16 protein-coding genes and 1 tRNA gene are annotated in these 20,640 nt (G+C 62.8%); 8 read left to right on the top strand and 9 right to left on the bottom strand.

Features of this window, described 5'->3' with window-relative positions; translation table 11 throughout:
* The 3 genes from LJE98_RS12285 to LJE98_RS12275 all read right to left on the bottom strand — a co-directional run bounded on the left by LJE98_RS12285 (window position 1) and on the right by LJE98_RS12275 (window position 3,091).
* Complete coding sequence (locus tag LJE98_RS12285; RefSeq protein ID WP_229575506.1) at window positions 1–1,308, bottom strand: hypothetical protein; 1,308 nt, start codon at window positions 1,306–1,308, stop codon at window positions 1–3.
* Window positions 1,309–1,455: 147 nt separating this feature from the next.
* Window positions 1,456–1,875, bottom strand: coding sequence for a cupin domain-containing protein (locus LJE98_RS12280; protein WP_229575505.1), 420 nt, complete (start codon window positions 1,873–1,875; stop codon window positions 1,456–1,458).
* 145 nt (window positions 1,876–2,020) lie between these two features.
* Window positions 2,021–3,091, bottom strand: a complete 1,071-nt coding sequence (locus LJE98_RS12275; protein WP_229575504.1) for an alcohol dehydrogenase family protein — start codon at window positions 3,089–3,091, stop codon at window positions 2,021–2,023.
* Window positions 3,092–3,163: 72 nt separating this feature from the next.
* On the opposite strand from LJE98_RS12275, the gene LJE98_RS12270 reads away from it, so the two are divergent.
* Window positions 3,164–3,688: a TetR/AcrR family transcriptional regulator gene (locus LJE98_RS12270; RefSeq protein ID WP_229575503.1), complete on the top strand. Its 525-nt coding sequence runs from the start codon at window positions 3,164–3,166 to the stop codon at window positions 3,686–3,688.
* Window positions 3,689–4,022: 334 nt separating this feature from the next.
* On the opposite strand, the gene LJE98_RS12265 is transcribed toward LJE98_RS12270, so the two are convergent.
* Window positions 4,023–4,112: transfer RNA gene (locus LJE98_RS12265), tRNA-Ser, on the bottom strand.
* 289 nt (window positions 4,113–4,401) lie between these two features.
* Between LJE98_RS12265 and LJE98_RS12260 the strand changes: the two genes are divergently transcribed.
* The 7 genes from LJE98_RS12260 to LJE98_RS12230 all read left to right on the top strand — a co-directional run bounded on the left by LJE98_RS12260 (window position 4,402) and on the right by LJE98_RS12230 (window position 11,864).
* The gene (locus tag LJE98_RS12260) at window positions 4,402–5,460 is read left to right on the top strand and encodes a septal ring lytic transglycosylase RlpA family protein (protein ID WP_229575502.1); all 1,059 of its coding nucleotides are present in this window, start codon (window positions 4,402–4,404) and stop codon (window positions 5,458–5,460) included.
* 54 nt (window positions 5,461–5,514) lie between these two features.
* Window positions 5,515–6,681: a D-alanyl-D-alanine carboxypeptidase family protein gene (locus LJE98_RS12255; RefSeq protein ID WP_229575501.1), complete on the top strand. Its 1,167-nt coding sequence runs from the start codon at window positions 5,515–5,517 to the stop codon at window positions 6,679–6,681.
* 120 nt (window positions 6,682–6,801) lie between these two features.
* Window positions 6,802–7,497 (top strand): dTMP kinase, encoded by a 696-nt coding sequence (gene tmk, locus LJE98_RS12250; RefSeq protein ID WP_229575500.1) that lies wholly within the window; start codon window positions 6,802–6,804, stop codon window positions 7,495–7,497.
* Entirely contained in the window at window positions 7,494–8,519 is a 1,026-nt protein-coding gene (locus LJE98_RS12245) for a DNA polymerase III subunit delta' (protein WP_229575499.1), read from the top strand. The genes tmk and LJE98_RS12245 overlap by 4 nt, the downstream gene beginning before the upstream one ends.
* Before the next feature lie 172 nt (window positions 8,520–8,691).
* Complete coding sequence (metG, locus tag LJE98_RS12240) at window positions 8,692–10,245, top strand: methionine--tRNA ligase (RefSeq protein ID WP_229575498.1); 1,554 nt, start codon at window positions 8,692–8,694, stop codon at window positions 10,243–10,245.
* A 4-nt stretch (window positions 10,246–10,249) separates the two neighbouring features.
* On the top strand, window positions 10,250–11,035 hold the full coding sequence (locus LJE98_RS12235) for a TatD family hydrolase (protein WP_229575497.1): 786 nt from the start codon (window positions 10,250–10,252) through the stop codon (window positions 11,033–11,035).
* Between the two features lie 10 nt (window positions 11,036–11,045).
* Window positions 11,046–11,864: an MBL fold metallo-hydrolase gene (locus tag LJE98_RS12230; protein WP_229575496.1), complete on the top strand. Its 819-nt coding sequence runs from the start codon at window positions 11,046–11,048 to the stop codon at window positions 11,862–11,864.
* 52 nt (window positions 11,865–11,916) lie between these two features.
* Here the strand turns inward: LJE98_RS12230 and LJE98_RS12225 are convergent, their stop codons facing one another.
* From LJE98_RS12225 to LJE98_RS12205, 5 genes are read right to left on the bottom strand one after another with little or no spacing between them, the layout of a single operon-like run.
* A complete protein-coding gene (locus tag LJE98_RS12225) occupies window positions 11,917–12,843 on the bottom strand; it encodes a choline kinase family protein (RefSeq protein ID WP_229575495.1) in 927 nt (308 codons plus the stop codon).
* The gene (locus LJE98_RS12220) at window positions 12,840–15,257 is read right to left on the bottom strand and encodes a GcvT family protein (RefSeq protein ID WP_229575494.1); all 2,418 of its coding nucleotides are present in this window, start codon (window positions 15,255–15,257) and stop codon (window positions 12,840–12,842) included. Before LJE98_RS12220 ends, LJE98_RS12225 begins: the two co-directional genes overlap by 4 nt.
* 11 nt (window positions 15,258–15,268) lie before the next feature.
* Window positions 15,269–17,710, bottom strand: a complete 2,442-nt coding sequence (locus tag LJE98_RS12215; RefSeq protein WP_229575493.1) for a GcvT family protein — start codon at window positions 17,708–17,710, stop codon at window positions 15,269–15,271.
* A complete protein-coding gene (locus LJE98_RS12210; RefSeq protein ID WP_229575492.1) occupies window positions 17,707–18,615 on the bottom strand; it encodes a phosphotransferase in 909 nt (302 codons plus the stop codon). The genes LJE98_RS12215 and LJE98_RS12210 overlap by 4 nt, the downstream gene beginning before the upstream one ends.
* The gene (locus LJE98_RS12205) at window positions 18,612–20,636 is read right to left on the bottom strand and encodes an ABC transporter permease (RefSeq protein WP_229575491.1); all 2,025 of its coding nucleotides are present in this window, start codon (window positions 20,634–20,636) and stop codon (window positions 18,612–18,614) included. Before LJE98_RS12205 ends, LJE98_RS12210 begins: the two co-directional genes overlap by 4 nt.
* Window positions 20,637–20,640: the final 4 nt, after the last annotated feature.

Raw genomic sequence — 20,640 nt, 5'->3', positions numbered from 1 at the left:
TCACGCGGGCGGTCCCTTTCGCGGCGCCTTTGCCGACATGTCGAGGCTGGTGATGTTGGAGTCCGTCCGACCATGCTCATCCTCGGGCTCGGCAGCCTTCAAGACCTGCTCGACGTCCACCCCTTGCCGGGCGAGCGCGCGCTGCACTTCGAGGGCTTCCAGAAGTTCGGCCGCCGTGATCCTGTGGGCAAAGGGCATGCGCTCCTGCTGCCGTCTGATTGCCCCATGGACCACGGCCAGGATGAAGACGAGGACGGCGGGAAGCAGGTCGATGGAGATGGCACCGGCCCAGGCCGGAATGAAATCGGCGGCATAACGCAGAACGGCTTCTGCAGACGATAGCGGCACGAACCGGCGCTCCGCGACCGGCTCGCGCGCCAGGATATCGTCCGCGGCCTGTGACAGGACTTGCGACTGGGCAGAGACAGAGGTGCGGATCGTCTGCATCACCTGGTCCTGACGGTCGGCCAGATCGGCGGCCCTTCCATCGGCAACCGGCGCGATGAAGCCAAGCGAGAGGTCTTCGGCCGCCCGCTTGACCGAGGGCGCAATCGAGGTCTGTTCGAGGGAGGTTATGACACCTGACAGGGCAACGACTTCGGCGGAAAATTCGTCGCTGCGCGGTGCTATCGCGCCCGGCGCGGAGACCAGTGTGCGCATGGTTGCAAGATGGGTGCGCCCCTGGTCGAAGAGTGTCGTGACCCGTTCACGGGATGCCACGATGCCGGTCTCGAGCTCGCTCAACTGCGCCGACATCTGCGTCAGGAGCTGGACGACGCTGCCGGACCCGGTTGTTCCGGTCAGCGCGCCGTTCTGGCGTTCATCTTCAGCAAGCCTCGAAAAGCGCTCCGATGTGCGCTGGATATCCGGCAGCAGGCTTTGCGCGGCGAGTGCATTCTGGTGCGCCTGATCAAGGTCGGCCGTATAGTCCTGCACCGTTTCGGCGAGATGCTGTTCGAGGGCTGCTGAGCCAGCAAGGGCGGCCGCATTCAGCCAGCTCGACATGGCGATGATCATGGCGCAGCCAAGCGCCATGACGCCGATCATGGCGCCGCGCGAGGCCGCGCCGGTGACATGCGGATAGAAGCGCGCCATGTAGGACCAGAAGGCATAGATCGCCACCGAAACCGATGCCGAGTAGATGATGGCGGCAAAGAAAATAGCGGTCGGCGAACCGTCGAGGAGACTGCGCACCCCGAGATAGGTGTAGACGCCGGAGGCGAGAGCAAGGACCGCGAGCGCAAAGCGCGTCATGGTTTCGACGGCAAGGACGCCGTCCTGCAAGCGATGCGATGCGCCAAGCGCCATGAAGACCTCCGACAGGAATGAATTCTTAACAAGTTCTCAAGAAGCGGGCAAAATGAAGGCTGTCGGGCGGCCGACTGTTGGTCTGCAACCCGGTGTCACAGATCCGAGGGGGCGACAGGCGACCACCCGCGGTACCGGTGCTACGCTTCAAGGCCCCTGGAGGTAGTCCGCGTCGGAGACCTTTTCCATCCAGGTGACCGAGCTTCCGGCCTGTGCCTCGGCGACTGCAAAATGCGTCATCGGTCCATGCGCGGAAGCCCCGTGCCAGTGCCGGATCAGCGGCGGGATCCAGACCACATCCCCGGGCCGGACGTCCTGGACCGGCTCACCTTCCTGCTGGACCCAGCCGTGCCCGCTGACGATGAACAGGGTCTGTCCGAGAGGATGTGTATGCCAGGCTGTTCTTGCGCCAGGGGCGAAGGTCACGGTGGCGCCGCCGATGCAGGCAGGAGCGTCGGCCTGGTAGCGGCCCGAGATCTGCACGTCACCGGTAAAATATTCCGGTGGAGCTGGCGCAGCGCCCGTCTCGGCACGAATTATTTTCAGACTTGTCTCATGAGCTGTCACTGAAGTTCCTTTCCCGCATCGGCACGCACATACGTGGTCAGTGGCCGAAGGGATGGGCCTGCCGTCCAATCTTTGGCACTCTGGTCTGGCCGAAAGTGCATGCACGGGACATGCTACACGTGACGGTGAGGCCGTGCCATGGGCGTTACGGAATGTGCAGACCAATCTTGCCGATATGGCCCTTTTCGAGAAACGCCGCCTGGGCGCTCCGGATCTCGTGCAGGGGATAGCTGCCGGCAAGGACCGGACGGATTTCCCCCCGCTCGATGTATCCCACGAGGTCGGCAAAGACGCGCGGGTCCTGCCGGGTGCTGCCGATCAGGGTCTGGTCCTTGAGATAGAGCGTGCGAAGGTCCAGTTCGACGATCGGGCCCGCAATCGCGCCGGAGGTCACATAGCGCCCGCGCACATTGAGCGCTTCCAGCAGGTCTGGCCAGCGCCCGCCGCCCACCAGATCGAGCACCACATCGAAGGCATCCGTCGGCAGCGCGTCGTCGCGCGCCAGCGTGGCGTCTGCGCCAAGATCGCGCAGGGCCTCAGCCTTCGACAGGGAGGTCACCGCAGTCACATGGGCGCCTCGCCGTTTCGCCAGCTGGATTGCCGCCGACCCCACCCCGCCGGATGCCCCGGTGATCAGCACGCGTTCGGCGCGAAGGTCCGCACGCTGGATCATGCCCTCGGCGGTGGAAAAGGCGCAAGGAAAGGAGGCCAGCTCAAGATCCGTCAGGGCACTGTCCACCGCGATGGCATGTTCGGTCTCGATGACGGCGAACTGGGCAAAGGCCCCGTCGACTTCGGATCCGAAGGTGAAAAGCGCATGCGGGTCATCGCTGGCCTTCGGCTGATACATGGGGCGCACGATAACGCGCTGGCCCACGCGACCCGGGTCGACTTCCCGCCCCACGGCGACGATCTCGCCGCAGCAATCGGCGCCTTGAATCCGCGGAAAGGACAGCGCGCCCGACCATCCGCCATCGGCATCCGACGCGCCGTCATAGCCGGCGGTCGCGGCCGAATTGGTGTCGCCGCGCACGACCTTCGAATACCAACCCGTGCGCGTGTTCACGTCGGTGTTGTTTACGGCCGAGGCGCGGACGCGGATCAGAACCTCGCCGGCTGCCGGCTCAGGGACAGGGATATCGTCGCGGAATTCGAGCCGGTCGAGGCCGCCGTGACCGGTCAGAAGGACGGCTTTCATCATTTCGGGCCGCGCCATCGGTCGTCCTTTCGCAAAGTAGAGCACTTCCTCTACTTGCGGCGGTAGAGCAATCCCTTTACCGCGTCAAGCATGGACGGAATCCGAGAAAAGATCGCCGCCGGGCTGGAACGGGCCTTTGCCAGCCACGGATTTGCCGAGCCGAATGTCGACACCCTGCGCGAGGCCGCCGGGGTGAGCCTGCGCACGCTCTACAAATATACGCCCTCGCGGGCCGATATGGTGAAGGCTGCGCTGGAACATCGTCATCAACGTTACATGGCGCGGGTGATGCACGGCTTGCCGGATGATCCAGGCGAGGCCCGTGCCCTGTTGATGGACCGGATCGGCACGTGGATGCAGATCGAGGCCGCGCATGGCTGTCTGTTCCATGCGGCGGTGGCTGCCGACCCCGGCAATGCCTCCTTGCGCGACCTGCTCGAGCGGCACAAGAAAGAGGTGGCCGAGCGTGCGGCCGCCGCGGCGGGGCTTGCCGGACAGGAGGTGGCCATGCTGGTCATCCTCGAAGGCCTGACGCAGTCCTGGCCGCTGCACGGGGACCAGGCGGTCGAGGCTGCCAAACGCCTGGCATCGGCATTCGCATCGAGCAACCCGTAACGGCCCTCTTGCCAGGTCTACGCCTGTGGCAGCCTGACCATGCAGATAAAGCCCGACGACTTGCAGGGCGCGCCCATCGGAAGCTTGAGCCCATGATCCGCAACGGCCGGGGCTGGATTCGCGCGTGGCAAGATCAGACCACAGCGCAGCCGCAGGGGCGTCAGCGAAGCGCCGCCATGCGGGGCGCGCGGGATCGACTGCGCCTGGTTGATGAGGGAATCACCAGATGCCGCAACAGCAAATCAGTTGCAGTGTGTTGCTGACGATGTTTCAGGATACCCCGGATTGGAGCAGCCGACGTCAACAGAAATGGCGCGGCACAAATATAGGGTTGTGGCGGAAGAGGTGGGATTCGAACCCACGGTACGGTCTCCCGCACGCCGGTTTTCAAGACCGGTTCCTTAAACCACTCGGACACTCTTCCAGACGGGGGCGTTATGCGCAAAGCGATCAGACTTGGCAAGAGTGTTGTCGCGCCTTGCGGCATGGTTTTGCCGCATGCAGCCACCCGACTCGCATCGGGTAATGCGCCGCCCGACGTTAGTGTCCGATTAACCATGAATGCAGATTCTGGCGTTCTGGATCGTTCAAATTGTGACTTTTCCCATTTTGGCCATTTTTGCACAGGTTAATTGCGCGCAAGTGAGCGGGGCATGGGGGCCTCGCAGATGGGGCGCGATGTCAGCATGCCCCGCTGATCTGAAGTGGGACACATGCATCTGACGACGCACGGCCTTGGGGCCAAATCGGCAAAGTGGTTCGGCCTGGCGCTGCTCTGCGCTTCTTTCGCCTCCTGTTCGACCACCAAGGACACGGCTGAAAAGCCGAAGCGGTCGAAGGAATATTTTGCCGAGTCGGATTATGGCGTGAAGGCGAGCCCGAGGCTGGTCGCGAGTGGGCCGGTCCCCAAGGGCGGCGGGCGCTATATGGTCGGCAAGCCCTATGTGGTGAAGGGCAAGACCTTCGTGCCGAAGGAAAATCCTGACTATGACAAGGTCGGCGTTGCCTCCTGGTATGGCGATGCCTTCCATGGGCGGATGACGGCGAATGGCGAGCTCTACGACAAGGAACACTTGTCGGCTGCCCATCCGACTCTGCCTCTGCCCAGCTATGCACGCGTCACCAACCTGAATACCGGCAGTTCCGTCGTCGTGCGCATCAACGATCGCGGTCCGTTTCACAAGGGCCGTATCATAGACCTGTCGCGCAAGACGGCCGACATGCTGGACATGAAACACAGCGGTACCGGCGAAGTGCGCGTGCAATATGTCGGGCCGGCCCGGATGGACGGGCATGACATGCCCTATCTGATGGCCTCCTACACCCGGAAGGGCGATCGAGGCCCTGTCATCGATCCGGGTGGCCAGATCGCATCCGGCGTCATGGTCGCGTCGAACGACACAACCATGCCTGAATATCAGCCCCCGGTCGCGACCACCTATCAGACAGCGCTCGCCGGTTCGACGCCCAGTGGCGGAGCGGTCCAGCAGACGCTGGATGCCCAGCTTCTGATGCAGGGGAGTGCTGGCGCAACGGTGATGCCGGGCGAGACCTTTGCGGCGCTTCCGGATTATGGTCCGACGCCAATGCCGAGGCCGCATCATGTCGACGGCTACGACGGGTCGGGCTTTGCTTCGGCCTATGCCGAGGAACCGGCGCAAGCCGGCGCGCTTGCCTTCGATGCCATTCTCGTGCGCAATGACGGCCTCACCGAGCGGTCGATTCTCTCCTCGGTCGCGACGGGCGGCATCAAGCTCTCCAGCGGGCTCTGACGCCGCTGCGACCGGGCAAGGAGAGGGCCTGCGCCCCTTAGCCGAAGTGTGATCATGCGTCCTTTCCTCTCCTTTCTCCTGCTGCTTGCAGCACTCGTCTCGGCCGAGCCCGGTTCGGCGCACGCACAGGCCGTTCCCGCCCCGCAACTGATCGAGACAAAGGCAACGCAAGTCTATCTGATCGAGGCATCCACGGGCACGGTGCTGCTCGCCAAGAACGAGCGCCAGAGTTTTGCGCCAGCCTCGCTTACCAAGCTGATGACGCTCGAAGTCGTCTTCGATGCGCTGACGACGGGCGAGATCCGACCGGATACGATCTATCCGGTTTCGGAATACGCCTGGCGAACAGGGGGCGCGCCGTCACGCACATCCACCATGTTTGCAGCGGTGAAGAGCCAGGTATCGGTGGACGATCTGGTCAAGGGGATCGCGGTGCAGACGGCCAATGACGGCTGTCTGATCATTGCAGAGGGCATGGAGGGGTCTGAGGCGAAGTTCGTCGATCGGATGAATGCCCGGGCTGCCGAACTCGGGCTGACGGATAGCCACTTCGGCAATGCGACGGGCCTGCCGCATCCCGACAATCGATCCACACTCTTCGACCTCGTGAAACTGTCGCGCCATCTCGTCGACACCTATCCGGACCTCTACCGGACCTTCAGGCTGCCCGAATTCGAGTGGAACACGATCCTGCAGCGCAATCGCAATCCGCTTTTATCCTTCGGCGCGGACGGGCTCGGCACCGGCTTTGCCGAAGGCAGCGGCTTTGCCATCGTCGCCTCGATGGAGCGGGGGGGACGGCGGCTCTTTCTCGGCCTGGGCGGCGCTCAGACCAACAAGGAGCGAACCGATGAAGCGGCGCGGCTGCTTGCCTGGGGTTTCGACAGTTTCGAGATGCGCACGCTGTTCAAGGCGGGTGAGGTTGTCGGTGAAGCAAGTGTCTATGGCGGCGCTTCGTCCAAGGTGCCACTTGTCGCCGATCGAGCAATCGAGGTCTATGTTCCGGTCAACAATCCAGAACGGCTGCAGGCGCGCATCGTCTATCGCTGGCCGCTCGATCCACCGGTCGCCGCGGATCGCGAAATCGCCACGCTCAACCTCTATTCCGGCGAACGGCTGTTGAGAAGCCTGCCCCTGCAAAGTGCAGAGGCGGTTGAAGTGGGGACACTGCGCCAGCGGGCCTGGGATGCAGTGATCGAACTCCTGTTCTTCTGGATCTGACGTAAAATGCAGCCGCATCTGCTGTTCGCGGTTTCGCGGGCGAGCATCTTGGTTTAGAGCCGTAGGCATGCCCGACAGGGTGAAAATCTGGAACGCCGCAGGCGGGAAGTAGGCAAGGCATTGACGACGGCGCGCGGATTGTTCGTGACTTTCGAGGGAGGCGAGGGGGCTGGGAAATCGACCCAGATTCGCCTGCTTGCGGAAGCCTTGCGCGCGCGCGGCCATACGGTCGTGACGACCCGCGAGCCGGGTGGCTCTGCCGGCGCAGAAGCGCTCCGCCATGTTCTGCTTTCGGGTGCTGCCGAACCTTTCGGCGTGCGCATGGAGGCATTGCTCTTCGCAGCGGCCCGGGCCGATCATCTGGATTGCGTGATCCGTCCGGCGCTCGCGCGCGGGGAGACCGTCCTGTGTGACCGTTTCGTCGATTCCTCGCGCGTCTATCAGGGCGTGACCGGCAATCTCGAACCGCCGCTCATGGCCGCGCTCGAGCGCGTCTCGATCGGGACAAGCATGCCCGACGTGACGCTGGTGCTGGACCTTCCGGCGGAGGTCGGATTGCAGCGGGCGCGTCGCAGGGCAGGCGCCCTGGCCGAAACGGCCACACCGGACCGTTTCGAGAAGGAAAAACTCGAAATCCACGAAAAGCGCCGGCAAGGCTTTCTCGACATTGCTCTGCGCGAGCCGGGACGTTGTCGGGTTATCGATGCCTCGCTCGATGTCGACCGCATTGCGCGCGACATCCTGTCGGAAGTGGAACGCGTGATGGCCGGACCGGCTTCCGGCCAGACCGACGACGGGCAGGCGGCGCGGTCATGAGTGACGAGAGAGCAGGGCTTCTCGACGGGGCGATCGCGCCGGTCAGCAATATCAAGCTTTTCGGTCACGAGGCGGCGGAAGAGTTTCTGGCGCGCAGCTATCGATCGGGCAAGGGCCACCATGCAGTCCTGATCGAGGGCCCCGAGGGAATCGGCAAGGCGACGCTCGCCTTTCGCTTTGCCAATCACATCCTGCGCCATCCGGAGCCACAGACTGCGCCGGAGGTGATTGCCGATCCGAACCCGGCGCATCCCGTGACACGGCAACTCGCCTCGGGTGCCAGCCACAATCTTCTGCATCTGTCGCGGCCTGTTGACGAAAAGACAGGGCGTGTGCGGACTGCGATCACCGTCGACGAAGTGCGGAAAGCAGGACATTTCTTCAGCCAGACATCCGGTACGGGCAGCTGGCGTATCGTGATCATCGATCCCGCCGACGATCTCAACCGGAATGCGGCAAACGCGATCCTGAAGATCCTTGAGGAGCCGCCGAAGCGCGCGATGTTCCTGGTGCTGTCCCACGCGCCCGGCAAGCTCCTGCCGACCATCCGATCGCGCTGCCTGCCGCTCAAACTGCATGAACTATCGCCGCCGGCCATGGATCAGGCGCTGGGGCAGCTCGGTCTCTCGGTTCCCGCAGAGAAGCGCGAGGCGGTGCTTTCGCTGGCCAAGGGCAGCGTGGCGCGCGCGCTGAAGCTGGTGAACTATGGCGGCGCCGACATTCTGGAGGCCTTCGAGCAGATGCTTGCCGCGACCGGCCCTGCGCAACGGCGGATGATGTTCAAGATTGCCGACGCGCTTTCGGGCAAGGACAGCGAAGTCGCCTTCGGCTTCTTCACCGAACATCTCGGCGATCATCTGGCCGAGGCGGCACGGAAGCTTGCCATGGCGGGTGATCTCGGCGGCGCCGAGCACTATGCCCGGCTCTCCTCCGTCATCAACCAGCAGCTCGGCGTGGCGGCTGCCTACAATCTGGACCGCAAGCAGACGATCCTCGACGTGCTGGCGGCGATCGTGCGCTGATCCTGCGGCCGGGAAGCGACTTCGTGGCGCTGCAGCAAAACGGATGTTCCTAAAGGCCGAGGAATGCTTTAAGAGCGTTCGACCCCAATTGTTTTCGCCGTTCATGGCCGGCCCTACGCCGCCATTGTCCGGCCTCGTGACATCGCAACCGACGAAAAGACAACAAGAAGCCATGAGCGATCCCTTCTACATCACCACTGCCATCTCCTATCCGAACGGCAAGCCGCATATCGGCCATGCCTATGAGCTGATCGCGACGGACGCCATGGCGCGATTCCAGCGGCTCGACGGCCGGGATGTGTTCTTCCTGACCGGAACGGACGAGCATGGGCAAAAGATGCAGCAGACGGCACGCGCGGAAGGGATTTCGCCCGAGACTTTGGCCGAGCGCAATTCCAATGCCTTTCGCGAGATGGGCACGCTGCTGAATGCCTCGAACGACGACTTCATCCGCACGACCGAGCAGCGCCATCACCAGACGGTGCAGGAGGTCTGGCGGCGGATGGAGAAGAATGGCGACATCTACAAGGGCGGCTATGCCGGCTGGTACTCGGTGCGCGACGAGGCCTATTACCAGGAGGAAGAGACCGAGCTGCGCGCCGATGGCGTGCGCTACGGGCCGCAGGGGACGGCGGTCGAATGGGTCGAGGAAGAGAGCTATTTCTTCAAGCTCTCGGCCTACCAAGACAAGCTTCTCAAGCTTTACGAGGACCAGCCGGATTTCATCGGACCGAACGAGCGCCGCAATGAGGTGATCTCCTTCGTCAAGTCGGGCTTGAAGGACCTGTCGATTTCGCGCACGACCTTCGACTGGGGTATCAAGGTGCCCGGCGATGACAAGCATGTCATGTATGTCTGGGTCGACGCACTGACCAACTACATCACCGCGACGGGCTATGTTGAAGACGAGAATGAAGCGCGCGCCAAATACTGGCCGGCCGACGTGCATATCATCGGCAAGGACATCATCCGCTTTCACGCCGTCTACTGGCCGGCGTTCCTGATGTCGGCGGGCCTGCCTTTGCCGAAGCGCGTCTATGCCCATGGCTTCCTGCTCAACAAGGGCGAGAAGATGTCGAAATCCGTAGGCAACGTCGTCGATCCTGTTGATCTCGTTGCCCATTTTGGCCTTGATCAGGTGCGGTACTTCTTCTTGCGCGAGGTCTCCTTCGGCCAGGATGGAAGCTATTCGGAAGAGGGGATCGCGACCCGCATCAATGCCGACCTCGCAAACGGCATCGGCAATCTCGCCTCGCGCTCCTTGTCGATGATCAACAAGAACTGCGAGGGCAGGGTGCCGACACCCGGTCCGCTGACGGCGGAAGACGAGGCGATCCTCAAGGTCGCCGACGACGCCATCGCGATCTGCCGCGACGAGATGGGCCGCCAGCAGATCCACAAGGCGGTGGCGGCGATCATCAACATCGTCAACGAGGCCGACCGCTATTTCGCAGCCCAGGCGCCGTGGGTTCTGAAGAAGACCGACGAGGCGCGCATGGGCACCGTGCTCTATGTGACCGCGGAAGTGGTGCGGCAGATCGCCATCCTCTTCCAGCCGATCATGCCGGCGTCTTCGGCGAAGATCCTGGATCTCGTGGCCGTGGCCGACGAAGACCGGGTCTTTGCCAAGCTCGGCTCTGCCGGTCGCCTTCAGCCGGGCACGGAGCTGCCGGCACCGTCGCCGGTCTATCCGCGTTACGTTGCGCCGGACACGGGCAAGGCGTGAGACGATGCTGATCGATACGCACTGCCACCTGGACTTCGCCGATTTTGACGCAGAGCGTGACGAGCTTGTCACGCGCGCCCATCAGGCCGGCGTGAAGCAGATGGTGACGATCTCGACGCGGGTTCGGAAACTCGAGACGCTGCTTGCACTCACCGAGCGTTACCCGAGCGTCTTCTGCTCGGTCGGAACGCATCCGAACAATGCGGGCGACGAGCTGGACGTGACGGCGGACGAACTCGTTCGGCTGGCGGAAAGCCACGCGAAGATCGTGGCGATCGGCGAGGCGGGGCTCGACTATTTCTATGACACGCAGAAGCCCGAGGACCAGAAGACCGGCCTGATCCGGCATATCGAGGCGGCGCGACGCACGGGCTTGCCGCTCGTCATTCACAGCCGTAGCGCCGATGAGGACATGGCCGATATCCTGACTGCCGAGACCCGGAAGGGTGCCTTCCCCTTCATCCTCCATTGTTTCTCATCGGGACAGACGCTTGCCGATACCGGTGTGGCGCTCGGCGGCTACGTCTCCTTTTCCGGCATTGTGACTTTCCCGAAATCGGAAGAGTTGCGCGAGATCGCCAGGAGCGTGCCACTGGACCTGTTGCTGGTCGAAACGGATGCCCCTTATCTGGCGCCGAAGCGCTGGCGTGGAAAACGCAACGAGCCGTCCTATGTGGTGAATACGGCGGAGGTTCTGGCCGAGGTGAAGGGCGTGAGCTACGCGGAGATGGCAGACATCACGACAGAGAATGCCTTTCGCTGCTTCTCCAAGATGCCACGGCTCAGCTGAGGGAGCTTTGATGAGGGTCACGCGCCGGTTCACGCTGCTCGGTTGTTCGTCGTCACCAGGCGTGCCGAGGATCAACGGCGACTGGGGCAATTGCGACCCGAACAATCCTCGCAACCGGCGGACCCGCGCCTCCTTCCTGATCGAGCAGATCGGACCCGATGGCGGCAAGACAACCGTCGTTGTCGATACCGGACCGGATTTTCGCGAGCAGATGATCCGCGCCCAGGTCGCGCATATCGATGCCGTGATTTACAGCCATGCGCATGCGGACCATCTGCACGGGATCGACGACCTCAGAGGTTATTTCATCACCCAGAGAAACCGTATTCCGATCCATGCCGAGCCCTACACCATGGCGCGCATCGAGGAGGGCTTCGGATATTGCCTGAAGACGCCTTCAGGCAGCAATTATCCGCCGATCGTCGCGCCGCAGATCATCGAGAACATGTCCGCGCCGATCGAGGTCAACGGGGCAGGCGGGCCGATCACACTTCTGCCGCTCGAACAGCAGCATGGCGACATCATCTCGATCGGTCTCCGGGTCGGCAATGTCGCCTATTGCTGCGACGTCTCCGATTTTCCGGACGAGACGGTGGCGAAACTCTCCGGTCTCGATCTGCTCGTCATCGACGCCTTGCAATATCGTCCGCATCCGAGCCATCTGTCGCTGGAACAGGCGCTCGGCTGGATCGCGCGGCTGGCGCCGAAACGTGCCGTGCTGACGCATATGCATACGCCGCTCGACTACGAGACAGTCATGGCCGAGACGCCGTCGCATGTCGAACCTGGCTACGACCAGTTTACCATGCAATTTGAAATGGATATCTGAGTTCTCTAAGATCCTGAATCAGCTTCGCCGGTCGGTCTGGGCGAAGCCGGAATCATCCGCCAGATGAGCCGCGCGCGACGGATTCAATGGCGCGGGAGAAATCCGAGATTTGCATCAAGCCGCGGCAGCGGGCGAAACGGTTATCGGCATAGATGCGAAAATCGTCTGCGGGGTTGCCGTTGGCGAGCTGGATCAGGCCCCAGAGGGTCCACAGCAAATCACACATTGCCTTGTAGATGACAATCCGGCCCCGCTCGGCGGGGGAGGGCTCGCGGCCGAAATAGGCCTGGATCATCTCCTCCTCCTGCTCCGGGCCGAAACCGCCTTCGATGCAGAGATCGCCGAGGTCCCACATGGGGTCGTTCATGCCGGAATATTCCCAATCGACGATCCACATGCGTTCTCCATCGTCGAGGAAGTTTTCGCAAAGCGGATCGCAGTGGCAGGCAAGATTCGGCAGTGGATGGGCCGACAGCGCCGCCCGCACGGCTTCGGCCTCCCGGAGCACATCATGATATCCCATGGGAAGGGCGACATCCTTCGTTTCGAGGATGCCGAGGTAGCTGTCGATCATCGCGAACAGCTCGAACCGTGCCGGAAAGATGGCCCCGCTGTCATGCAGCTTTCGAAAGGCCTTGCCGGCCCGGGCAGGAGCGCCGGCGCGCGAGCGGAAGCGATCCGGTGTCATGGTCGCGGCACCATTGAGGTAACGCGAGAGGAAGACGCCGCTCGCGGGATCCGCAAAGAGAATATCCGGGCCGACACCGGCACGGGCGACGGCCTCCGTCGCCACCATTTCGTTGACCCGATCTATGTATTCCTCGGTGCCCTTGCCGGGGATGCGCAGGCAGTGGTCGCCAACGCGGAAGACGAGATTGGTGAGGCCGCCCAAACGCTCGATCGGTCCGTTGTAACCGGCAAGCAGGGGAATCGTCCTAATTGTTTCGCGGGCAAGCGCAATTTCGGCCTCTTCGTTCATGCTTTCAGCCTCAGCATCTTCGGATCATAGAGACTGCGGGCACCCCGGCGCGCCGGGTAGCTCTTGCCGAAGGCCTCGATCTCAAATTCTTCGCCGTTCGCCATTTCGGCTGGCAGGTAGCCGAAGGCGATCGTCTTGCCGAGCGTATATCCGTAACCGGTGCTGGCCGTGGAACCGACGACCTTGCCGTCGAGCAAGACGGCCTCGCCGCCGTGAAAAGGGGCAAAGCCGTCGATGGTGTAGGAGACGAGCTTGCGCCCGACGCCTGCCGCCTTGATCGTCGCCAAGGCATCGCGGCCGATGAAGTCCCCCTTGTCGAGGGCAACACAGAAACCGAGACCGGCCTCATATGGGTTGTAGTCGGGCGTGATGTCGCCGGACCAGTAGAGATAGCCCTTCTCCAGACGCGCCGCATCGATGGCCCGGTAGCCGGCATCGGCGATGCCGAAGGACTTTCCGGCCGCCTTCAGCGTGTCGTAGACGTGAGCGGCATACTCCTGGTCGACATAGAGTTCATAGCCGAGCTCGCCGACATAACCGATGCGGACAGCAAGCGCCGTTGCAGCACCGATTTCGATGCGTCTTGCTGATAGGAAGGGAAAGGCTGCGTTGGAAAGGTCGTCGTCGGACACGCTCTGCAGCACCTCGCGAGCCCGCGGACCGCAGATGTTCAGGGTGGCGAACCGGTTCGTTAAGTCGCTGAGGATCACGCCCTCGGTCAGATGACGGGAGACCCAGTTGCCGTCCCGCACACCGAATCCGGATCCGGTGATCAGGTAGAGCAGGTCGTCGGCGAGGTGGACAATGGTCACATCGGCCTCGATACCTCCGCGCGCGTTGCAAAGCTGGGTGTAGACGGCCTTGCCGGGCGGGCCGGAGAGATCGTTTGCCGCAATCCGCTGCATGGCGGCCCAGGCACCGGGGCCGCTGATCTGAAACTTTGAGAAGGAAGACTGGTCGATGAGCGCCACGCGCTCGCGGATTGCCTTGACCTCATCTCCGACAGCGTCGAACCAGTTCGGCTTGTCCTCGAAAGAGGGGATATCCCGGTTTTCCGAGCCCGCTTGCGAAAACCAGTTGGGGCGTTCCCAGCCGAATTTCGAGCCGAAGACAGCACCGTTCCTGGCAAGGACCTCGTGCAACGGCGAGCGGCGCAGGCCTCTCGCGGCTTGCGCTTCCTCGCCCGGCCAATGGACCTTGTAATAGGCGCCATAGGCCTCGATGGCACGTTGCTCGAGATACCGGCCCTGGGCATGCACCGCGCCGAAACGACGGACGTCGAAAGGCCAAAGGTCCATGCCGGCATCACCGTGCAGGATGAGGTTCGAGAGCGCCAGTCCCGCACCGCCAGAGGCCGCGATGCCGGCGGTAAAGCCGCAGGCGACATAGAAATTGTCGAGTTCCGGCGCGAGCCCCATGATCGGTTCGCCGTCGAAGGAGACCGGGATCGGGCCGTTGATCACGGTCTGGATGCCAATGTCGTTCAGGGCGGGAATGCGGGTCGCGGTTGGCAGGGCAAAGAGCTCCAGCCGCTCCCAGTTGGGCTCGAAGAGTTCGCGACCGAAATCGAGCAGCGGTTTGCCGCGCCAGCAGCCCTTCGTGCCGTCTTCCCAGCCGCCGATGGCGAAGGAGCCGGTATCCGGCTTCAGGTAGAAATTGTTGTCAGGATCGCGCAGCGTGGTGAGGTCCGGCGGCAGGGTCAGCTTCTTCTCGGTGAGGAAATACTGGTGTTCCACGACACCCGCTGCCAGCGGCACGCCTGCCATCTCGCCGACGCGCTTTGCCCAGAGGCCGGCGCAGTTGACGACGATGTCGCAGGAGATGGTGCCACCATTCGTGACGACACCGACGACGCGGCGATTATTGACGACGATCTCCTCGACAGTGACGCCTTCCTCGATCTTCGCGCCGTTCATGCGGGCTCCTCTGGCATAGGCCATGGTCAGGGAATAGGGGTCGATATAGCCGTCGCCGGGGATAAAGGCTGCACCTTCAATGCCGTCCCGGACGATGTACGGGAAACGGCTGGCAGCTTCGTCAGCGGAGAGGGAATGGCATTCCACGCCGAAGCTTTTTGCCTGGGTCATCGACCGGCGGATTTCGCTCCAGCGTTCCGGGCTGCCGGCAAGCCTGAGGGAGCCCACTTTCTTCCAGGCGATGTGTTGCCCGGTCTCCTCTTCCAGCCGATCAAAGACGGCGACCGAGTTCTGCATCAGCCTGGTCAGATTGCGCTTTCCCCGGAGCTGACCGACGAGGCCCGCCGCATGCCAGGTGCAGCCATGGGTGAGCATGGATTTTTCGACGAGAAGCACATCCTTCGCACCATCGCGGGCAAGGTGGTAGGCAATAGAGGTGCCGATGGCGCCGCCGCCGATGATGAGGATGTGGACGTGACGATCCGCGCGAAATGACATGGGCAAACCCCTCAGGCCTTGATCTTGTCCATGGCCGGGTCGACCATCGGCCCGAAGTGCAGCGTGGCCGGCGTCCTTGCTGCTGCGACCACCAATTCGTAGACGCCGCTTTTTAGGTAGTCGTCGCTGACGCCCTCCGCATTGCGCACATAGCCGTAGCCGATGTTCCTGGCCACCGTGTAGCCGTAGCCGCCGCTCGTGAGGTAGCCGACCGGCTCGCCGTTTCTGAGGATCGTCTCGCGCCCGGCAAGCACGATCGAGGGATCATCGACAGTGAAACCCATCAACCGTTTCTTGAGCGGCTGGCCGGCGAGGCTTTCCAGCGCCCGGCGACCCAGGAAATCCGTGTTCTTACGGAGCTTCACCGCCCAGCCGAGGCCTGCCTCGAAGGGGGTGTCGTTGGGCGTGATGTCGGAGCTCCAGGCACGGTAGCCTTTTTCGAGGCGCAGGGATTCCAGGGCGCGGTATCCGATCGGGCGGATGTCATGGCTTTTGCCCGCGGTCATCAGCGCATCATAGACGTCTCCAAGTGCGGCGATCGGGATATGCAGTTCCCAGCCGAGCTCGCCCACATAGGTGACACGCAGCGCTCGAACGGTTGCTCCGGCGATGGACAGTTCGCGCACATGGCCGAAGGGAAAGGCCGTATTCGAGAGATCAGCCGGGGTGACGTTGCTGAGCACGTCGCGGGACTTCGGCCCCATCAGTGACAGTGTGCCCCAGTCTTCGGTGATATCGGCGAGGGTGCAATCGGCACCCGGCGGAATATGATCTGATATCCAGCCGAAGTCATGGGTGCGGAAACCCGTTCCGGTGACGATATAGAAGGTTTCCTCCGAGACGCGAGCGACGGTCAAGTCTGCCTCAATGCCACCCCTCGTGTTGAGGAGCTGTGTGTAGGTCAGGCGGCCGACAGGCTTGTTCACGTCATTGGCGCAGATCCAGTCCAGCGCTTTCAAGGCATCAGGACCCGACAATTCGTATTTCGCAAAGGACGACTGGTCGAAGATACCGACCGCTTCACGCACGTGGCGGTGCTCCTCGCCGACGGGATCGAACCAGTTCTGCCGTCCCATCGAATAGACATCCTTCGGTTCCGTGCCCGACGGGGCGAACCAGTTGGGGCGCTCCCAGCCAAGTTTCGAACCGAATACGGCGCCCGAACCTTTCAGGCGGTCGTAGAGCGGAGAGACGAGGCGGGGGCGGCCGCTTTCATATTCCTCGTGCGGGAAGGCAATCGTGTAATGTTTGCCGTAGGCTTCCAGGGTGCGGTCACAGACCCACTGACGATCGCGATGCATGCCGGCGAAACGCCTGATGTCGACGACCCAGAGATCGAGCGGGGCCTCGCCGTCGATCACCCATTGTGCCAGCACCCAGCCGGCGCCTCCGCCGGACGCGATGCCAAAGGCGTTGAAACCTGCGCCGACGAACATGTTCTTGCATTCTGGCGCAGCACCCAGAATGAAATTGCCGTCCGGCGTGAAGCTCTCGGGTCCATTGATCATCTGCTTGACCCCGACCTTTTCCAAAGCCGGAACGCGTTCGATGGCCTGGACCATGTGCTGCTCGAAATGGTCGAAATCGTCGTCGAACAGGCGGAAGGCCCAATCGTCAGGCAGATCGCCGGTGAACCAGGCTTGCGGGTTGGGCTCATAGCCGCCCATCACCAGGCCGCCAACCTCTTCCTTGTAGTAGGTCCGCCTGTCGGGGTCGCGGATCGTCGGGGCGTCGGTCGACAGGCCGTCGATCTTCTCGGTGATGATGTACTGGTGCTTGACGGCCTGCAGAGGGACGTTGATGCCGGCCATCGCACCGACCTGACGTGCCCATTGCCCGGCGCAGTTCACCACTTTTTCGCAGGTGACATCGCCCTCGCTCGTCTTCACCGCGGTGATCCGGTCTTCCTTCATCTCGAAGCCCGTCACCCGCACGTTCTCGAGGATTTTCGCGCCATGCATCCGCGCGCCCCTGGCCAGTGACTGGGTTATGTCGGACGGGCTCGCCTGGCCATCGGTCGGCAACCAGCTGGCACCGACGAGATCATCGACATTCATCAGCGGCCACATACGCTGCACCTCTTCGGGGGAAACGAGATGCATCTCCATGCCGAAGCTGCCGGCGGTCGTGGCAAGCCGCTTGAACTCGGTCCAGCGGTCCTGGTTCGTCGCCAGTCGCAGGCAGCCGCTCATCTTCCAGCCCGTGGCCAGACCGGTTTCGGCTTCGAGACCCTTGTAGAGGTCGACCGAATATTTCAGCACGCGGGTGATGGACGCGGAGGAGCGCAACTGGCCGACGAGGCCGGCCGCATGCCAGGTCGAACCCGATGTGAGTGCGCCCTGTTCGAGAAGCAGCACGTCTGCCTTGTGTTCCTTGGCGAGATGATAGGCGGTCGAGCAGCCGATGATTCCACCGCCGATGACGACGATCTGGGCGTGGGAGGGCAGGGTCATTTGGAGTGTTTCCCATAGACAGAGTTGTAGTGGTCCAGCGCTTCTTGCAGGCGCGTGAGGTTTTCGGCCGTATAGGCGACATAGTCGGCGCCCGGCGCATCAAGGTAGAGCTCGGAGGTCATGCTCCACATCGCTTCTCGCAGCAGCGAGGCACATTGCATGGCGGCGAGCGAGCGGCGGATCTCGGACGAGGGGGCTCCGCCGAAATAGGCGGTGAGAAACTCCTCCGACTGGTCCGCTGTCAGCCCGGCATTCGAAGTCGCCCCGGCGAGGTCGAACATCGCCGTCGAGAAGCCGGCATATTCGAAATCGATCAACCAGAGCCGCTCGCCGTCATCGAGGATGTTCGAGGGGAGGAGGTCATTGTGGGCAAAAACAATGGGGAGAGGGGACTGAACCGCTTCCAGTTCCTCGGCCAGAACAAGGTAACGCGCGAGTTGAGGGATCATCCGGCTGCCGCCAGCCTCGAGCGTGCGGGCGTAGTCGCGCACAACGTGGAAGGGCCAGAACATGAAACCGGCGCCGGAGACGTGGCGTGGCATCTCGTTGTGAAAGCGCCTGAGCAGAAGAGCGACGCGTTCGCGTTCGGCCGCAACGTCGCCGGCTGAGAATGTCTTCGCCTCGAGGAAGGTCGAAACCATGATGCCGGGCTCGGCATATTCCACCTTCGGAGCAAAGCCGGCCTCATGGGCGGCGCGCGCCGTCATGAGTTCGCGGGTCCGGGACACCTGATGGAAGGGATAGTCGGTCCCGAAACGCACAACGTGACGGCCGGTGGCATCAGCCACCAGGAAGCTTTCATTGCTCAGGCCGCCCTTGAGCACGGAGATCTCCAGTGCTCCATTCCAGCAGGGCAGGGCCGCGATGCGATCTTCAATCAGGGGGGGCGGGGTGACGTCGGTCATGCCATTCGCTCCCGGAGACGTGCAGCACCGGCAGAGATCAGCCGGTCGGCGATGATGGCGATGAAGGCGACAGCAAGCCCGGCGACAATACCGCGGCCGGTATCGGCCTTGGTCAGAGCGATATAGACCTCCTGGCCGAGATCGCGGGTGCCGACCAAGGCCGTGATCACGAGCATAGACAAGGCAAACATGATCGTCTGGTTCAGACCGAGCATGAGTTCGGGAAGTGCGAGCTTCAGCTTGATCTTGGTGAGGATCTGAAAGGGAGTGCAGCCCATGGCGCGGCCAGCCTCGATGACCTTTGGATCGACGCGCTGGAGGCCGAGCGCCGTGTAACGGATCGCGGGTGCCACGGCATAGGCGACGATGGCGATGAGGGCGGTGAAATCACCGACGCGGAACAGCATCACGGCCGGCATGAGATAAACGAAGGAGGGCAGCGTCTGCAGCGTGTCGATCACCACCTGCAGCCAGCGCCAGACCCGTTCCCGCTCCGCGGCAAGGATGCCGATCGGGATGCCGATCAGGCTCGCGATGATGACGGCGATGCCGCACAGATAGACCGTCACCATCGCCTTTTCCCATTGACCTGTCGCGGCAATCAGGAAGGAGAGGGCGCCGGCCAGTGCAGCGAGCCTGAAACCGCCAAGACGGAAGCCGGCGATGGCGAGAAGGGCGACGACACCGAGCCAGGGCAATTCGGCCAGGAAGCGTTTGACCGGCACCAGCAGGTTCAGCAGGAGGGTGGTGCGGATCACCTCGAGCACGTCGAAGAAGTTGATGTTGATCCATTTCACCACCTCGTTCCAGAAGGTGCCGGTCGACAGGGTGAGACTGTCTGGCAGTGTGGCGAGAGAAGGGGACAGAAGACTTGCGATCAGGCTGACGACGATGACTGCGAGGGCTGCAGACAGATAGGGGTGACGCTGGACAAGACTGGTCCTGCCCTCCGCGAGAACAGGAGGAACACCAGCTTTCCGGGCGATAGCCTGGCTCAGGCGGTCGAGGGCGACAGCAAGGGCAACAATTGCGAAGCCCGCCTCGAAGCCTGCTCCGATGTCGAGGCGGCGCAGGGCGGCCAGCACCTCGAAACCGAGGCCGCCGGCGCCGATCATCGAGGCAATGATCACCATGTTGAGCGAGAGCATGATGACCTGGTTGACGCCGACCATGATCGGATCGGCCGCTGAGGGCACCATAACCTTCCACGTCATCTGGTGACGCGAACAGCCCACCATGTGGCCGAGATCCCGGATTTCCGACGGCACGGCTCTCAGGCCCAGGATGGTGATACGGGCCATGGGCGGCATGGCATAGATCACCGTACCGACAATGGCAGCCGTCGGGCCAAAACCGAAGAGGAAGAGGATCGGCACGAGATAGGCGAAAATCGGGATCGTCTGCATCAGGTCCAGGAGTGGGGTGATGGCCCGGTCAACCCATGGCCAGCGATAACCGGCAAGCCCCAGAAGCAGACCAAATGCGACACCGATCGGAACGGCGACGAGGATGGACGCGAGCGTCACCATGGCACTCGACCACTGACCAAAAGCGGCAAGGAAACCGAAGCAGACCACGACCAGTGTCGCCAGCCTGCGTCCGCCCGCATAGTATCCCAGCAGGCCGACCAGGAGGATCACACCCAGGAAGGAAATCGGCGGGACGATCTGGACTGCTGCAGACCCCTGGCCGGAAAGAAAGCCCGTGGCGAGCAGGCCGAGCGCCAGGGTATAGGGAATGTCGATGAGATCAGCGATGAAGCGCGTGAAATCGGTGAAGGAGAAGAGGCCGAAGCTCGCCTCGTTGACCAACCACTTCATCCACTGGCTGATGTGTCGAGCCGCGGGAATTTGCCAGGCGCGTGGATAGTCGAAGGCCCATTGGCCGATCGATGGACCGAGCCACCAGGCCATCAGGACCGTGAAAGCGACGATCGCCAGGGCGCCATCCGCCAGGCGTTTGCCAGTCGACGTTTTGTCGGTCTCGGCGGCCTCGAATGGCGGGGCGGGCAATGGGTTCATGGCT

It is taken from the genome of Rhizobium sp. 'Codium 1' (assembly GCF_020889605.1).
GTDB lineage: Bacteria > Pseudomonadota > Alphaproteobacteria > Rhizobiales > Rhizobiaceae > Allorhizobium > Allorhizobium algae.
Note: the sequence above shows the minus strand (reverse complement) of the source record. Positions and strands in the feature narration are given on the sequence as shown.

Bases quoted from the DNA above. Each gene is read 5' to 3' on its own strand.
- LJE98_RS12235 (WP_229575497.1), top strand. From the start codon at position 10,250: ATGCTGATCGATACGCACTGCCACCTGGACTTCGCCGATTTTGACGCA.
- LJE98_RS12215 (WP_229575493.1), bottom strand. From the start codon at position 17,710: ATGACCCTGCCCTCCCACGCCCAGATCGTCGTCATCGGCGGTGGAATC.
- LJE98_RS12255 (WP_229575501.1), top strand. From the start codon at position 5,515: ATGCGTCCTTTCCTCTCCTTTCTCCTGCTGCTTGCAGCACTCGTCTCG.
- LJE98_RS12220 (WP_229575494.1), bottom strand. From the start codon at position 15,257: ATGTCATTTCGCGCGGATCGTCACGTCCACATCCTCATCATCGGCGGC.
- LJE98_RS12275 (WP_229575504.1), bottom strand. From the start codon at position 3,091: ATGGCGCGGCCCGAAATGATGAAAGCCGTCCTTCTGACCGGTCACGGC.
- LJE98_RS12210 (WP_229575492.1), bottom strand. From the start codon at position 18,615: ATGACCGACGTCACCCCGCCCCCCCTGATTGAAGATCGCATCGCGGCC.
- LJE98_RS12285 (WP_229575506.1), bottom strand. From the start codon at position 1,308: ATGGCGCTTGGCGCATCGCATCGCTTGCAGGACGGCGTCCTTGCCGTC.
- LJE98_RS12270 (WP_229575503.1), top strand. From the start codon at position 3,164: ATGGACGGAATCCGAGAAAAGATCGCCGCCGGGCTGGAACGGGCCTTT.
- LJE98_RS12225 (WP_229575495.1), bottom strand. From the start codon at position 12,843: ATGAACGAAGAGGCCGAAATTGCGCTTGCCCGCGAAACAATTAGGACG.
- LJE98_RS12245 (WP_229575499.1), top strand. From the start codon at position 7,494: ATGAGTGACGAGAGAGCAGGGCTTCTCGACGGGGCGATCGCGCCGGTC.
- LJE98_RS12260 (WP_229575502.1), top strand. From the start codon at position 4,402: ATGCATCTGACGACGCACGGCCTTGGGGCCAAATCGGCAAAGTGGTTC.
- metG (WP_229575498.1), top strand. From the start codon at position 8,692: ATGAGCGATCCCTTCTACATCACCACTGCCATCTCCTATCCGAACGGC.
- LJE98_RS12230 (WP_229575496.1), top strand. From the start codon at position 11,046: ATGAGGGTCACGCGCCGGTTCACGCTGCTCGGTTGTTCGTCGTCACCA.
- LJE98_RS12205 (WP_229575491.1), bottom strand. From the start codon at position 20,636: ATGAACCCATTGCCCGCCCCGCCATTCGAGGCCGCCGAGACCGACAAA.